The sequence below is a fragment of the uncultured Sphingomonas sp. genome (genome assembly GCF_936927845.1).
Lineage (GTDB): Bacteria > Pseudomonadota > Alphaproteobacteria > Sphingomonadales > Sphingomonadaceae > Sphingomonas.
The window spans coordinates 1-14252 of the sequence record NZ_CAKZHV010000005.1 but is presented as its reverse complement, the minus strand read 5'-3'; the positions used below and the strand labels follow the sequence as shown (position 1 = coordinate 14252).

The window sequence follows — 14252 nt, the reverse complement described above, 5'->3', positions numbered from 1 at the left end:
AACACCTCCACTCTGGCACATCGATGCCGTCGGGGGGCGTCCACCCCATCAGATCGTGACGCTCACATCAATGGGTCCTGACCCTAAGCCGGATACGACTAACCAATGATGTCAGACATGCCGGTATGTTGTCACTCCGCCATGAACCGCGCGAACGCCTCCTCCCACGCCGGATGCCAGCGCGACAGTGCCGGGCGGTTCTCGCTGACGTCGCCCGCCGCCCAAGCGATGCGCTTCGCGTCCTGCTCACGCGTCGTCTCGTTATCGGGGCACAGGATATAGAAGTCTCCCCCTTCCACCCCCGCCAGCATGAAGTTGACCACCTGCCTGGCGCTCCACGCCGCGTCGGGCTTCTCCGGCCCGCGCGCGGTCATGCCGGTGTGGGTGTAGCCCGGGATCAGCAAATGTGCGGTCACGCGTTCGCCGGTTGCCTCGCGCAGCGTGTGCGCCAGTCCCTCGGTCAGCGCCTTCACGCCCGCCTTGCTGACATTGTAGGCGGTGTTGCCGGGCGGCTGGGTGATGCCCTGTTTCGAGCCCGTATTGATGATGATCCCGGGCGCCTCGCTCGCGATCATTGCGGGCGCGAACGCGGCGACGCCGTGGAGCACCCCCATCAGATTGACGTCGATCAGGCGCCGCCACGCGGCGACCCCGGGCAGCACGTCGCCGCCCGCGCCGATCGCGGCGTTGTTCATCAGCAGGGCAGGGGCTCACCCAGTTGCTCCGCCAGCGTGACCAGCGCATCGGGATCGGCGACGTCGAGCGCGTGCGCGCTCGCGCCCTCGATATCCGCCGCAGCCGCCTCGAGCGCGTCGCCCGCGCGGTCGACCAGGGCGACGCGCATGCCCCGTTCGGCGAAGGCATGCGCCGCGGCGAGCCCGATCCCGCTCGCCGCACCCGTCACGACCGCGAGCCTGCCCGGTGCGATCGCTGCCGCAGCACCCTGCGCGCTCATCGGTCGATCGTCGCCATCGAGGGATAACGCTCGCCACTCGCAGCACCCGGTGGCAGCACCGCGTCGATCCGGCGGAGATCGGCGTCGTTCAGCGTCACGTCGAGCGCACCGAGATTGTCGTCGAGATACGTCCGCCGCTTGGTCCCCGGGATCGGCACAATGTCGTCGCCTTGTGCCAGCACCCAGGCGAGCGCGAGCTGCGCGGGCGTGCAGCCCTTGGCCTTCGACATCTCCTCGATCGCGCGGACGAGGTCGAGGTTGCGCTGGAACGCATCGCCCTGGAACCGCGGCGAGTGGCGGCGGTAATCGTCTTGCGCCAGATCGTCGGGCGACTTGAACTGCCCGGTCAGGAACCCGCGCCCGAGCGGGCTGTAGGGAACGAAGCCGATGCCGAGCTCGCGGCACACCGGCAGGATCTGATCTTCGGGATCGCGCGTCCACAGCGAATATTCGGTCTGTAGCGCGGTGATCGGGTGGACCGCGTGCGCGCGGCGGATCGTCGCAGGCGCGGCCTCCGACAGCCCGAGATACTTGACCTTGCCCGCCTGGACGAGCTCGGCCATCGCGCCGACCGTTTCCTCGATCGGCACCTCGGGGTCGACGCGGTGCTGGTAATAGAGGTCGATGAAGTCGAGCCCGGTACGCTTCAGGCTCGCGTCGCACGCCTGGCGGACATAGTCGGGCCGCCCGTTGATCCCCTGGAAGCTGCCGTCGGCGCCGCGGACATTGCCGAACTTCGTCGCGACGACGACCCATTCGCGGCGGTTCCGCACGACGCGCCCGACCAGCTCCTCGTTCGCGCCGACGCCGTACATGTCGGCGGTGTCGAGAAAGGTGACGCCGCGGTCGAGCGCGTGCTCGATCGTCGCGACGGATTCGGCCTCGTCGCGCCCGGCATAGAAATCGGACATCCCCATGCACCCGAGCCCGAGCGCGGAGACTTCGAGACCTTGGCTGCCAAGTTTGCGTGTCTGCATGACTGGATTCCTTTTCAGAGCATGTCGAGTGGGCGAGGGGCGGCGCGCGGAAAGGCGCGGTCGAGCGTGGCGCATTCGTCCGCGTCCAGCACCATATCCGCCGCAGCGGCATTCTCGGCGACGTGCGCGCGTGTCCCTGCCTTGGGGATCGCGATCACCTGGTCGCGGCTCAGCAGCCAGGCGAGCGCGACCTGCGCCGGGGTCGCGCCGCGCGCCTCCGCCACGTCGCGCAAGCCGGCATGGCCGAGCAGCCGACCCTGCTCGACCGGACTGTACGCCATGACGGGCATGCGCCGCTCGGTGAGCCACGGGATCAGGTCGTGCTCGGGCGCGCGGCGTGTCAGATTGTAGAGGATCTGGTCGGTCGCGCAGCGCTCCCCGCCCGCCGCGATTAGCTCGTCCATGTCGTCGGTGTCGAGGTTGCTCACCCCCCAGCGCGCGATCAGCCCGCGCCGCACCAACGTCTCCATTGCCTCGACCGTCTCGGCCAGGGGCACGCGCCCGCGCCAGTGGAGCAGGTAGAGGTCGACGCGCTCAGTGCCGAGCCGGCGGAGGCTCGCCTCGCACGCGCGCGGCAGCGTGTCGCGCCCGGCGTGGTGCGGATACGCCTTGGTGACGAGGAAGACGCGGTCGCGCATTCCCGCGATCGCCTCGCCGACGAGCTCCTCACTGCGACCGTCGGCGTACATCTCGGCGGTGTCGATCAGCGTCAGCCCGCGCTCGACCCCGTCGCGCAGCGCGGCGATCTCCTCGCGCCGCGCATCGGCGCGCTCGGCCATGTTCCACGTCCCCTGGCCGAGCGCGGGGACGTGGGTGCCATCGGGCAGCGTGACGTGGCGCATGGTCGCGGTCAGGCCGCCTTGTCCTCGGCGAGGCTCGCCGCGTCGATGACGTAGCGGAAGCGGACGTCGCCCGATTTCACATATTTGTACGCCTCGTTGATCTCCTGGATCGGGATCAGCTGGATGTCGGGCGCGATGTGGTGCTGCGCGCAGAAGTCGAGCACCTCCTGCGTTTCCGCGATCGAGCCGATCAGCGAGCCCGCGATCGTCTTGCGTCCCATGATGACGTTCATGTGGTTCCACCCCGGCATCGGCGCGAGCGCGCCGACCGCGACGAACGCGCCGTCGTGGCGCAGCAGCGGAATGAAGGGATCGACCTCATGGCGTTCCGGCACGGTCGAGATGATGAAGTCGAAATGCCCCTCCAGCGCCTTGTACGCCTCCTTGTCACCCTCGACGACGCTCTTTGCGCCCAGGCGGTGCGCCTCGGCGACCTTGTCCTTGTCACGCGTGAAGACGGTCACCTGCGCGCCCATCGCGCGCGCGATCTTGACCGCCATGTCGCCTAGGCCACCGAAGCCGACAACACCGACCTTGCTGCCCGCCTTCACGCCCCAATGCTTCATCGGCGAGTAGGTGGTGACGCCCGCGCACAGGATCGGCGCCGCGGCCTCGATCGGCAGGCTTGCGGGTATCTTAAGCACGAAATCCTCGCGCACTACGATCTGGTCGGAGTAACCGCCGAAGGTGTTGTCGCGGCCGTACATGTTCTCGCCGGTCTTGGCCTGCTTGGCCGGCTTCATCGGGCCGTTGTAGGTCGCGAGCCAGCTGTTCGGCCCCTCGCAATATTGCTCGTCACCCGCCAGACAGGGGCCACATTCGTGACAGCTGTCGATCATGCAGCCGACGCCGACCATGTCGCCGATCGCGTGTTTGGTCACCAGCGAGCCCTTGTTGACGACGCGCCCGACCACCTCGTGCCCGGGCATGCACGGATAAACGGTGTTGCCCCAATCGTTCTCGCACTGGTGAATGTCGGAATGGCAGACGCCGCAATAGAGCACCGCGATCTGCACCTCGTTGGGCAACGGATCCTGCCGCTCGAGCGCGAGCGGCTTCAGCTTCGCGCGAGCGCTGGAGGCGGCGTAGCCGATGGCCTTGATCGTCATGGTCGAATGATCCCTCGCGAGCGATAGTCGCGGGGCAGAACGAGTGGGACGGCGTCTCTATCCCGGTGCAAAACATATCGCGCTCGCGGCAGAAAGACTTACCGCAGCCAGGGTGTTGATCGAGAGCGTCGGTTCCCCCCGCTCCTGCAGCGACCGTCCTAAACCAGGCATAGCTGCCGTTTTAGCGCTGCAATCACCGATCGGTCGGCAACCCACGGCCGTGACGTCGTACAGCCGCAAAAAGGCAAAAGAAAAGGACGGTTCCTCGCGGAACCGCCCTTCCTTTCGTGTATGCGTGCTTGCTCAGAAGCGGAAACGAACACCGGCATAGTAACGACGGCCGAACACGTCGTACACGCCCGCAGCCGTGTCGGTGCCCGTGGTGTTGCCCGGTGCCAGCGACAGGATATTCGGCGCCTTGGTGTCGAGCAGATTGTCCGCGCCGAGGTAGAATTCGTACTGGTCGGCCGCCTTGAACGAGATCTGGCTGTCCAGGTAGAACTTCGCCTTCACCTTGATCGCGCCCGGCTCGAGACCGCGGCCCGCCAGCGTCTGGTCGTCGAGGCTCGACCGGCCGAAGTAGGTGCCGGTGAAGTTTACGTTCAGACGTTCGTTGGTGTAGCCGAGGTTCGCGGTGAAGCGGTCCTTGGCCGCACCGACCTCACCCGCGAAATTGTCGCGAGCCGAGCCAGGCAGCGGGATGACGTAGCCGTTGAACGTATGCGTGTAAGCGACGCGGGCGTTGATCGCGCCGTCCATGCCGACGCCGTCGAGCGGCACGCGCTGCGTTAGCGTAACGTCCAGACCCTCCGTCGCCAGGCGTCCAGCGTTGACCGAACCCGCGTTAACGAACTCCAGCGTGCCCGCGCTGTTTACCGCTGTGGCGGTCGCACGGCGCTGGATGAACGCGCAATAGGTCGGGTTTGCCTGACGGTAGCACTGGTCTAGGATGAACTGCCGCGGGGGCGCGCTGACTGCGTCCCGAATGCGGATGTTGAAGTAATCCACCCGCAGCACGGTGTTGCGCAGGAAGTCGATCGAGCGCGGGTTAATCGTGACGCTGCCGGTGTACGAATCCGACTTCTCCTCGTTCAGGTTCGGGTTGCCGCTGTTGAAGCCGCTGACACCCTGACGATCGGCCAGCGTCACCGCGAACGCGCCGTTGTTGGCGGCGATGTTGGCGAGCACGCCTGCTGCGGCGCGGCACTGCGTGCCGAGCGTGCCTGCCGTGGTCGCGGTGACGCCGACGCACGGGTCAGTGACCGAGGGGAACGTCTGCGACGGGCCGGTGAACAGCTCACCGACGTTGGGCGCACGCACCGCGCGCGCGTAGGTGCCGGCGAAGCGGATGTCCTCGATCGGCGACCATTCAACACCGCCGCTGTAGCTGTACACCGTGCCGACTGTCGAATAATCGGAGATACGGCCCGATCCACGAAGGCTCAGGTTCTGGAAGAACGGCGTGTCGGCCAGTAGCGGCACGTTCACCTCGCCGTAGACTTCCTTCACGTTGAAGCTACCGGCGGTGTCGGGCAGCGCGTTGCCGCCGTTCAACCCGGCGTTGGTCAGCGCGTCGTTGTTGGCCGAGCTGCGCTCGCGGCGATATTCACCGCCGACCGCGATTCCCAGCGGGCCGGCCGGCAGGTCGAACAGCGAACCCGAGAGGTTGGCCTGCACCACCTGCTGCGACACGCTGGTCTGGAACGTCTGCTCCGCGTTCAGATACGCCAGCCCCTGCTGCGAAATCGTGTTCTGACCGAAGATGTTGACCGGAACGCAGCCCTGCGCACGTGCCTGGGCGTTGAAGCAGACCGGCGTGTTGCCGCCCGCTAGGCCGAGGCTCTGGGCAGTGACGACCTGGAAGGCATTGCGGAAGTTGACCGTGTTGATCTGACCGTTGCCCTGCTGGTTCTCGGTCGTGCGGCCGTAATTGTAGGTGAAGTCCCAGTGGAACTTGTCGCTGAACAGGTCACCCTCAAGGCCAGTCACGAAGCGATAGAAATCGCGCGACGTGGTGCTGCGACGATTGCCGAATTCGAGCAGGCGACGCGAGAAACCGATGTCGCGCAGGCCGTCGCCGTCGCCATCGGTCGCGGCATTGTAGATCGCGTCGGGCACCAGCGGATTGCGCACCACGGTGAACACGCCGGGGGCTGCGCCGACCACCTGGACTCGCGTCTCAATCGGCGCCAGACCGCCGCTCGGATACGCGCCGGTCGATCCGGCCGAGGAGAAGCCGAACGGTTCGATGTTACGGCTGGCGGTCGTCTTCGCGTACGTTCCTTCCGCGATGAAGCGGATGTCGTCGGTGACGTCGTAATGCGTCCGCATCGCGAACAGGTAACGTTCGACCGGCACCGCGATGGTACGAAAGTTCTGGCGGTTGAAGCCGCGCGCGGGCAGCGCGGTGCCCGCTGCAACGCCGCAGGCACGTGCCTGTGCCGCGCTGATCGTGCCGCCATTGGCGCTGAAGCCACGCTCCAGTGCATTGGTGGCCGGGTTGAACGTGAACTGGCAGCCACCCGCCGTGAACGTACCCTGCGGTGCAATCGCCGAAAAGGTCGGCGACACCGATGTCCCGAAATCGGCCGGATTTGTGCTGAACCCGCCGAAGAACGCGTCTGAATCGTCGACCTGCGTGTTGCTGCGCTCACGCGACAGCAGCTGGCCCTGGCGCGTATAGCCCAGGTGCATCATGATGTTGCCGCGGTCCTCGGCGAAATTGCCGCCCGCGGTGACGTTCGCCTGGTAATCGCGCGTGTCACCACGCTGCGTGATGCCGTATTGCGCGTTGGCCTCAAGGCCCTCGAAATTGTCCTTGTAGATGATGTTGACGACGCCCGCGACGGCGTCCGATCCGTATAGCGACGATGCGCCGCCTGTCAGGATGTCAACGCGCTGGATGAACTGGCTAGGGACGACGTTCAGGTCGACCGTGGCCGAACCTGGGATACCGGCAACGACGCGACGACCGTTGAACAGCACCAGCGTGCGATCGGTGCCGAGGTTGCGCAGGTCGACCGTTGCGGCGCCGGTGCCCGAGGTCAGGAACGCGGTGTTGGTGCGCGCATAGGTCGGCGAGCCGAACACCGGGTTCTCGAGCAGCAGGTCTTGGATGTTGGCGACACCCGCCTGCTTGATCTGCACGTCGCTAATGACCTGCACCGGCGAGACCGAGGTGATGGTAGGAGACGCGATGCGCGAACCAGTGACGACGATGTCGCTGCCTGATTCAGTGCCGGTTGCACGACCCGCTGCAGCGCGCGTCTCGGCGGTCTGACCTTCGGCATTGCGCGTCTGGCTCGACTGGGCGCCGAGAACGTCTTCCGTGCCCTGTGTCGGCGTCGCGCCCTGTGGCGGCGTCTGTGCGAAGGCCGGTGCGGAGAGCATCGCCGCTGCGAGAACAATCGGCGCCGCGCCCGTGCGCAGGCCACCCAGCTTGTTCGAAATAATCAAAACCGTCCCTCCCGAATGGGTTATCTTCAGGGCCCCCCTTGATGAACCCCGCTCGGCACCGTGCGCTTGACCGCTGGCTTTCCGATCTCCACCACATGCCCGAAGATGAACAGAATGTAAGGGAAGGGAGGCTGACTTGTTGCAGAATGACGTCAATTGTGTCCGCAACGCAACACTCCTGCGTCGAAGCAACACGTTGGATTGCAGATCGTGCCCCGGTCGCACGACATTGGCTCGCTTGGGCGTTACCACCCTGGCGTTGCTGTTGTGCCAGAGCGCCAGTGCGCAGCAGGCCGACCGGGTTACCCCCAATCTCCTCGCACCGTTGTTCGCTTGCCTGGATCAGGCGGCGCAACCGCGCGCGATTTGCCTGAACGAGGAAGCGCGGAAGCTACGGGAAACGCAGCAAAGGCGTGGTGTCGTGCTTCTCGACCGTGACAAAGCCGCTGCGATGCAGGCGTCAATCCAGCACAACGAAGACGCCAACCGCGAAAAAGGACGGCATGAGGCGCTCGCGGCGTTTTCTCCGATTGCAGCACCCCTAACCGCCGCCAGGCAACAGAACGGACTGTGGCTGTTCGACGTTCAGGGGCATGGAACCTGGAAGCAGGCGGAATCAGGAGAACTCGGCCGCGATCCTCGACCCGGCGATCTGATCCGCATCCGTCGCGGCACGATCGGCGGGTTCCTCCTCAACATCCGAACCGGCCCCGCGATACGCGTCAAACCAATATCATGACGCCAACAAGACCGTGCGTGGTCAGACACGCATGGTTTCGTGATTTCTTGGCAACAGATTATCTGGTGACGCTCCCGTCACACGCGGGTGACGTGGCTCGCCACACGCTGGATCCGCACGCAGGCGATCGATCCGTGGTGACTGCCTAATTAAAAAATCAGCATGACGACACGTCTACGTGTATTGATGTCGACAACTTTACCCTACTAAGTATCTTACAGGAACCGCTCACCCGCGTGATCGCGGAAACCGTCGTGTTCGCGCACGTAGGTGGCGAGGATGTCGAGTGATTTGTGGCGGCTCACCTCGCGCATCTTGAAGATGTTGGCGCCCGGCTGGCGCGCCGCCTCGGTCAGGAACCCCGAGCGCAGCGAGTGGCCCGCGAACAGCGCAGGGTCGAGCCCCGCGTCTCGCGCGCGCGCCTTCACAACCAGCGCGACGCTCTGCGCGCTGAGCGCGGCGGCCTGGACGCGGTCCTCCTGCCATTCGCGCAACGCACGGCCATCGGCGCCGCGGATCACCTCACCCGACGCATCGCGCCGCGCGATGCGCACCTCGGCGAGCTTGCGGAAGATCGGCCCGTCGGTGACGCGGCTGACGCGCAGCCACTCGAGCAGCAGCGCCTTGGGACGGATGCGCCGCCCCTCGGGGATCGCGATCCACGCACCCTGGCCCGCCTGATCGGTCTTCGAGCGCGCGACGAAGATGCGCAGGCCCTCAGGCACGAAATGTACGTCGGTGAAGGTGAGCGCGACGAGCTCCGACCGCCGGAGTGCGGCCGCCATGCCGATCGCCAAGAGCGCGCGGTCGCGCACGCTGCGCACGTCGTCCCCAGTAATTGCCGCGAGCATCCGCCCGAGCCGCTCGCCGTCCGCCGCCTGTTTCTGCTCCGGCCGGGTACCATGCGTATTGCGGATGCCCGCGAACGCGCGGCGCAGGTAATGTCCACCGTTCTGCTCGGCAGGGGGCATCAATCCCGCCTCCTTATGGCGGTCATTGATCGCGGCGAGATAGCGCGACAACGTGGCGAGCTTCTTCGGAGGTCGCGGCGGATCGGCCGCGGCATCGCCGTCCTTCATCGCGGTCATGAACAGGATCACCGTTGCCGGCGTCGCAGGGAGCGGTGACAGCGCGTGGGCACCACACCAGTCGGTGAACTGCGCCCAGTCGGCCGCGTAGGCGTGCCGCGTCGCCGGACTCCGCGCGGCTTCTATATACGCGCGCGCGCGCGAGGCATGACGCGCGAGCTCCGCCGACACGTCGCGCGCGTGGACGAGCGCGAGATCGCGCTGCCCGCTCACGCCCGCGTCATCGGTATCGCGCATCGATCAATCCCCCAAAGCGTCAGCGCACCGGCACCGCGAACGTGCTTCACACGGTACTGCGAGGCATCACCCTAGCCTGCTTTTCGCGCGCCGATAGCCACATTCGATAATAAGGCATTATCGCTATTCGTGACCACAAGGGCATATCGCTCGCGCGGCACCTCGACGCATATGACCAGCGCTTTCGCCGGACAAAATCGTGGCGGTCATTTCTCAGCCAATCCACGCCACATGAGATTGCAACCGTAAAATTGCCAATGCGCGATCTGACCAGCGCACACACATCTACCCAGCGGATCGGGTGCCTGCTTGGTAGCTCCGCACCATATCGCCGTTTCGGCCATTCTCCTACGTGCTGGGTCAGCGCTGCCATCCACGCGCGATCCAGGAGTGACACCGATGAACAACCCGCACGCGGGGCGTCGCCACCTGCAGGAGCGTAGCGCGGACCATCATGCCCTGGCCGAGCGGAGCAGCGACTAGACCGGGCGGCTGCTGCACCAGCGCTTCGCCGCGCTTTATACCCGGCGCGCCAATGCCATCATGGTACAACAGGACTAGTCCAACCGTATCAAATCACCAGGAACCAACGTTTATAACATAGGTTGAAGTGTCCGAAACGGCTACGTTGCGCAGCCGAAACGGAGATTTTGGTAACGTACGCCCCTGCTTCCGCCCGCTTGCCGTGCAGCGCTTCGAGCCTGCGCGCGTCGCGGCGCGTGGTCGTGTCGGCGTCCCGGATGGAGGAGCAGGCATGAACAAGAACGAACTGCACGGCGGTGCGCGCTACCTGGGCGGCAAGGTCGAGAAGGCGGTCGGCGACGCGGTCGGCAGCCGCGACTGGCAGGTCCATGGCGTGGTCGATCAGGTCGCGGGTGGCGCGGAGAACCTCTACGGCCGCGCGCGGTCGGTCGCCGAGGACGCGATCGATGCCGCACCGGGCTTCGTCGACGACGCCAAGGAGCGACTGGACGACGCGGCTGACCGTGCCCGCGACGTCGCCGATCGTGCGGCCGAGCGTACGCGTGACGTCGCCGATCGTGCGGCCGATCGCGCGCATGACCTTGCCGATCGCGCCGGCGACGCGGCCGCGCGCGGCACGCGTGCGGCGAATGCGGCGGTGTCGGACAATCCCGCGTCCTGGGCGGTGCTCGCCGCGATCGGCGCTGGCATCGGCGGGTATCTGCTCGGCTGGCTGATCCACGGCGAGCGCGCCTGACGCGAATGGCCGCGTCGCTCAAATCCCTGCGCGAGACCGCCGATCTGCGCCACCTGCGCCAGATCATCGCCGGGCTCGACGAGGGTGTGATCCTGATCGATCCCGACCAGACGTTGCTGTGGGCGAACGACGCCGCGCTCAAGATGCACGGCGTCGGCGCGCTCGACGAACTCGGTACGGATGTCGACGATTATCGCCGGCGGTTCCAGTTGCGCTACCGCAACAACCGCCGTGTCGAGGCCGACGATTACCCGATCGAGCGTGTCGTTGCGGGCGACCGCTTCTCGGAGGTCGTCGTCGAGGTGACGGTCGCGGGCGATGACGAGCCACGCTGGGTCCACCAGGTCCGCAGTTTGGTGCTGAACGACCGCGACGAGGATGCGCCGACCTGCGTCGTGCTGATCATCCAGGACGTGACCGCGCAATATGAGGCCGAGGACCGCTTCGAGCAGTCGTTCAACGCCAACCCCGCGCCAGCGGTGATTTGTCGCCTGTCCGACCTGCGCTTCGTCAAGGTGAACCAGGGTTTCCTCGACATGACCGGCTTCGCGCGCGACGCGGTGCTGAGCCGCACCGTTTACGACATCGACGTGCTGCGCGACGCCGACCGCCGAGATCTCGCCAAGGCACGCCTGGCCGAGGGCACGACCATCCCGCAGATGGAGGCGCGGCTGGAACTGGCAGGGGGCGGCACCAAGCTGGTGATCGTCGCCGGGCAGCCGATCGAGCTCAACGACGATCCGTGCATGCTGTTCACCTTTGCCGACCTGGAGCCCAGGCGTCAGGCGGAGGAGGCGCTACGCCACAGCGAGGAGCGCTTCACCCGCACCTTCCAGATGGCACCCGTCGCGATGGCGATCGGCGCGCGCGACGGGCATCTGTTGTGCGAGATCAACGCGAGCTTCACCCAGCTCACCGGCTATGCCGCGCCCGCGATCATCGGCAAGTCGCTCAGCGACGTCGGGCTGTGGGCGGGTGAGGGCACGGGCCGCGAGATCGAGCGCGCGATCGAACAGGGCGAGGCCTTGCGCGGGCACGAGGCGGGGATCGAGACGCGCGAGGGCGGCATATCGACTGTCTCGTCTCGACCGAGGCGTTCACGCTCCATGGCGACGAACGCCTGCTCTGGGCCTTTCAGGACATCACGCAGCGCAAGGCGACCGAACTCGAGCTGGTCGAGGCGATCGAGGCGGTGATGAAGGACACGAGCTGGTTCAGCCGCTCGATCATGGACAAGCTGGCGCGATTGCGCGCGCCGCAGCCCGACGAGCGTGGGGCCTCGCTCGACGATTTGACCCCGCGCGAGCGCGAGGTGCTCGCGCTGATCTGCCGCGGGCTCGACGACAAGAGCATCGCGCGCGCACTGGGCGTCTCAGGCAACACCGTGCGCAACCACGTTGCGCGCATTTACGCCAAGATCGGCGTCAACCGCCGCACCGCCGCGGCCGCCTGGGCGCGCGCGCGCGGGTTCGACGGCGAGCGGCTGCTCGCGGAGGCGAACGCGTGAGCGACGACAAGAAACAGCGCGACCGGGACGGTCAGGCCGAGCCCGAGCACGTCCGCGAGGCCAAGGGCGCCGCGCAGGAAGCGATCGGCAAGCTGCTGGGCGACGACCAGGCAGTGCGCGACGGCCGCAGCGAGCAGCAGGACGCCGCCAAACGCGGCGAGGACACCGATGCGCAGCGCGGTGAGGACGACGGTGCCACGCCGCCCCGTTCGCGCCGCAACACCCAACATCCAAAACAAGAACAGGAGTGACTATGGCGACGAATGTAACGGGGGTTTCGGGCGATTACGTCGCGACCGACACCGTCCGCACCCCGCGAGTGCTGCCGCGCTTGTCGTGGGGCGCGATCTTCGCGGGCGTGGTGATCGCGGTCGCGGTGCAGGTGCTGCTCGGCATTCTGGGCACCGGCATCGGCCTCTCGATGGTCGATCCGACCGAGGGCACGACCCCGGGTGCGGCAGGCTTCGGCATCGGTGCCGGGATCTACTGGCTGATCACCACGGTCGTGGCACTGGGCGCGGGCGGCTATGCCGCGGCGCGCGTGTCGGGCGTGACCGAGCGGTTCGACGCGCTGGTTCACGGGCTGGTCGTGTGGGGCGTGACGCTGATCCTGACGATCTACCTGCTCACCTCCGCGGTCGGCGGGATCATTGGTGGCGCGTTCCGCACCGTCGGCTCGGTTGCCAGCGCCGCGGGCTCGACCGTTGGTGCAGCAGCGCGCGCGGCGCCCACCGCCGCCTCGGTCGCGGGCATCGATCAGAACGACATCCGCCAGGAGGCGTCCGATTACCTCTCCGACGCGCCGAGCGATCCGGCGCAGATGACGCCGGAGCAGGCGCAAAAGGAAGTTGCGAAGGAACTGCCCGCGCTCGCGCGTGGCGGGGCCGAGGGCCAGCGCGCCGAGAGCCGCATCGTCGACATCATCGCCGCACAGCGCAAGATCAGCCGCGCGCAAGCGCAGGCGCAGGTCGATCAGGCGCAGCAGCGTTTCGTCCAGACCAAGAACGAGGCGGTCGCGACCGCCAAGAAGGCAGCCGACGCGGCCGCGGGTGCAGCGTCGAAGACCTCGTTCATCCTCGTCCTCGCGCTGCTGGTCGGCGCAGGCGCGTCCGCCTTTGGCGCCACCGCGGCGACGCGTCGCCGGGTTCGCTGAGTAGCCGCGGCGGGGCAGCGTATCGGCCCCGCCGCACCCATTGTTCAAGACCCGGGCGGGGCGGCCTCGTGGCTACCTGCCCATCACCCAAGGAGATTTTCCATGAAGAAGATGGTTCTCGCCACCGGCCTGACCGCGATGCTGGCGCTCGCCGCGTGCAACACCGTCAATGGCGCGGGCCGTGACCTGAAGTCGGCCGGCGACGCTGTGTCAGACGCATCAGGCAAGGACAAGGGCAAGTAAGCCCTGACCGACCCCATTTAGCTTAACGCCATTCCACCGGGGCAAGCGGCGCACGCACCCGCTCTTGTCGCCCTCCCCCTCGGTCGGGGCGGGTCCCCGCTCGTCCCGGTGGGATCACGCCCGGATGCCGGTTCACCTGCTCGAACCGGCGTCCGGGCGTGTTTTCGTTTGTGCCGTGATTGCTCGGCAGGTGTGACCTCCCCGTCACAAGCCAGGAGCACAAAGTATCGTTTTCCCGTCCGCAACATCAAGAAACGACACGTTTGCTGTCTGTTTTCTGTTATGTTGCATCAGGGTGACAGTCGGTAAGATTATTGCAACGTAATGTAGCTTCGGATTGATGTGGCCGCCTTTTCCCGGTCAGATACGCCCCACAACATGCGTTAATGGCATGTGAACAAGAGGGGTCTTGATGATTTCACGCTATCTCGCGGCGACCGCGCTTGCCTCGGCAACGCTGCTGTCGGTTCCCGCATTCGCTCAGGGCGGCACTCAGGGCGCGGCACAGACGCCGGCCGAGCAGTCGTCCACCGTTCCCGGCCAAAGCATTGAGGCACCTGCCGGCGAGAGCATCGCCGCGCCGTCAGATCAGACCGCGCCGACCAACGCCGACGGCAGCTCGGCTGCATCGTCGGGCGACATCCTCGTTACCGGTACGCGCCTGCGCAACCCGGGGGCACCTCAAGGTTTGTCATATGGACAGCGGCAGTCGGAACAAATGGTCAAC

15 protein-coding genes are annotated in these 14252 nt (G+C 66.5%); 8 read left to right on the top strand and 7 right to left on the bottom strand.

Annotated elements, in window-relative coordinates:
• Positions 1-131: 131 nt before the first annotated feature.
• The 6 genes from Q0579_RS01770 to Q0579_RS01745 all read right to left on the bottom strand — a co-directional run bounded on the left by Q0579_RS01770 (position 132) and on the right by Q0579_RS01745 (position 7339).
• Positions 132-695, bottom strand: a complete 564-nt coding sequence (locus Q0579_RS01770) for an SDR family NAD(P)-dependent oxidoreductase (protein WP_298808527.1) — start codon at positions 693-695, stop codon at positions 132-134.
• Entirely contained in the window at positions 695-955 is a 261-nt protein-coding gene (locus Q0579_RS01765; protein ID WP_298808525.1) for an SDR family NAD(P)-dependent oxidoreductase, read from the bottom strand. Before Q0579_RS01765 ends, Q0579_RS01770 begins: the two co-directional genes overlap by 1 nt.
• A complete protein-coding gene (locus tag Q0579_RS01760; RefSeq protein WP_298808524.1) occupies positions 952-1932 on the bottom strand; it encodes an aldo/keto reductase in 981 nt (326 codons plus the stop codon). The genes Q0579_RS01765 and Q0579_RS01760 overlap by 4 nt, the downstream gene beginning before the upstream one ends.
• A 14-nt stretch (positions 1933-1946) precedes the next feature.
• Positions 1947-2774: an aldo/keto reductase gene (locus tag Q0579_RS01755; protein WP_298808522.1), complete on the bottom strand. Its 828-nt coding sequence runs from the start codon at positions 2772-2774 to the stop codon at positions 1947-1949.
• Positions 2775-2782: 8 nt separating this feature from the next.
• On the bottom strand, positions 2783-3883 hold the full coding sequence (locus Q0579_RS01750) for an NAD(P)-dependent alcohol dehydrogenase (protein ID WP_298808521.1): 1101 nt from the start codon (positions 3881-3883) through the stop codon (positions 2783-2785).
• 303 nt (positions 3884-4186) lie between these two features.
• Positions 4187-7339, bottom strand: a complete 3153-nt coding sequence (locus tag Q0579_RS01745) for a TonB-dependent receptor (protein ID WP_298808520.1) — start codon at positions 7337-7339, stop codon at positions 4187-4189.
• A 238-nt stretch (positions 7340-7577) separates the two neighbouring features.
• Here Q0579_RS01745 and Q0579_RS01740 point away from each other — a divergent pair, with 238 nt between their 5' ends.
• On the top strand, positions 7578-8078 hold the full coding sequence (locus tag Q0579_RS01740; RefSeq protein WP_298808519.1) for a hypothetical protein: 501 nt from the start codon (positions 7578-7580) through the stop codon (positions 8076-8078).
• Between the two features lie 215 nt (positions 8079-8293).
• On the opposite strand, the gene Q0579_RS01735 is transcribed toward Q0579_RS01740, so the two are convergent.
• A complete protein-coding gene (locus Q0579_RS01735; protein ID WP_298808517.1) occupies positions 8294-9403 on the bottom strand; it encodes a tyrosine-type recombinase/integrase in 1110 nt (369 codons plus the stop codon).
• A 754-nt stretch (positions 9404-10157) separates the two neighbouring features.
• Between Q0579_RS01735 and Q0579_RS01730 the strand changes: the two genes are divergently transcribed.
• The 7 genes from Q0579_RS01730 to Q0579_RS01705 all read left to right on the top strand — a co-directional run.
• Positions 10158-10622, top strand: coding sequence for a CsbD family protein (locus Q0579_RS01730; RefSeq protein WP_298808516.1), 465 nt, complete (start codon positions 10158-10160; stop codon positions 10620-10622).
• A 5-nt stretch (positions 10623-10627) separates the two neighbouring features.
• Entirely contained in the window at positions 10628-11818 is a 1191-nt protein-coding gene (locus tag Q0579_RS01725) for a PAS domain S-box protein (protein WP_366522247.1), read from the top strand.
• Positions 11818-12129: a LuxR C-terminal-related transcriptional regulator gene (locus Q0579_RS18230; protein WP_366522246.1), complete on the top strand. Its 312-nt coding sequence runs from the start codon at positions 11818-11820 to the stop codon at positions 12127-12129. Before Q0579_RS01725 ends, Q0579_RS18230 begins: the two co-directional genes overlap by 1 nt.
• Positions 12126-12380, top strand: a complete 255-nt coding sequence (locus Q0579_RS01720) for a hypothetical protein (protein WP_298808515.1) — start codon at positions 12126-12128, stop codon at positions 12378-12380. The genes Q0579_RS18230 and Q0579_RS01720 overlap by 4 nt, the downstream gene beginning before the upstream one ends.
• Positions 12381-12382: 2 nt before the next feature.
• On the top strand, positions 12383-13282 hold the full coding sequence (locus tag Q0579_RS01715) for a hypothetical protein (protein ID WP_298808513.1): 900 nt from the start codon (positions 12383-12385) through the stop codon (positions 13280-13282).
• Between the two features lie 102 nt (positions 13283-13384).
• Positions 13385-13525 (top strand): entericidin A/B family lipoprotein, encoded by a 141-nt coding sequence (locus Q0579_RS01710; RefSeq protein ID WP_298808512.1) that lies wholly within the window; start codon positions 13385-13387, stop codon positions 13523-13525.
• A 412-nt stretch (positions 13526-13937) separates the two neighbouring features.
• Positions 13938-14252, top strand: a 315-nt coding sequence (locus Q0579_RS01705) for a hypothetical protein (RefSeq protein ID WP_298808511.1), incomplete at its 3' end; no start/stop codon positions are given.

Coding starts and splice junctions, on each gene's coding strand:
- Q0579_RS01770 (WP_298808527.1), bottom strand. CDS start 695: ATGAACAACGCCGCGATCGGCGCGGGCGGCGACGTGCTGCCCGGGGTC.
- Q0579_RS01765 (WP_298808525.1), bottom strand. CDS start 955: ATGAGCGCGCAGGGTGCTGCGGCAGCGATCGCACCGGGCAGGCTCGCG.
- Q0579_RS01760 (WP_298808524.1), bottom strand. CDS start 1,932: ATGCAGACACGCAAACTTGGCAGCCAAGGTCTCGAAGTCTCCGCGCTC.
- Q0579_RS01755 (WP_298808522.1), bottom strand. CDS start 2,774: ATGCGCCACGTCACGCTGCCCGATGGCACCCACGTCCCCGCGCTCGGC.
- Q0579_RS01750 (WP_298808521.1), bottom strand. CDS start 3,883: ATGACGATCAAGGCCATCGGCTACGCCGCCTCCAGCGCTCGCGCGAAG.
- Q0579_RS01735 (WP_298808517.1), bottom strand. CDS start 9,403: ATGCGCGATACCGATGACGCGGGCGTGAGCGGGCAGCGCGATCTCGCG.
- Q0579_RS01730 (WP_298808516.1), top strand. CDS start 10,158: ATGAACAAGAACGAACTGCACGGCGGTGCGCGCTACCTGGGCGGCAAG.
- Q0579_RS01725 (WP_366522247.1), top strand. CDS start 10,628: ATGGCCGCGTCGCTCAAATCCCTGCGCGAGACCGCCGATCTGCGCCAC.
- Q0579_RS18230 (WP_366522246.1), top strand. CDS start 11,818: ATGAAGGACACGAGCTGGTTCAGCCGCTCGATCATGGACAAGCTGGCG.
- Q0579_RS01715 (WP_298808513.1), top strand. CDS start 12,383: ATGGCGACGAATGTAACGGGGGTTTCGGGCGATTACGTCGCGACCGAC.
- Q0579_RS01710 (WP_298808512.1), top strand. CDS start 13,385: ATGAAGAAGATGGTTCTCGCCACCGGCCTGACCGCGATGCTGGCGCTC.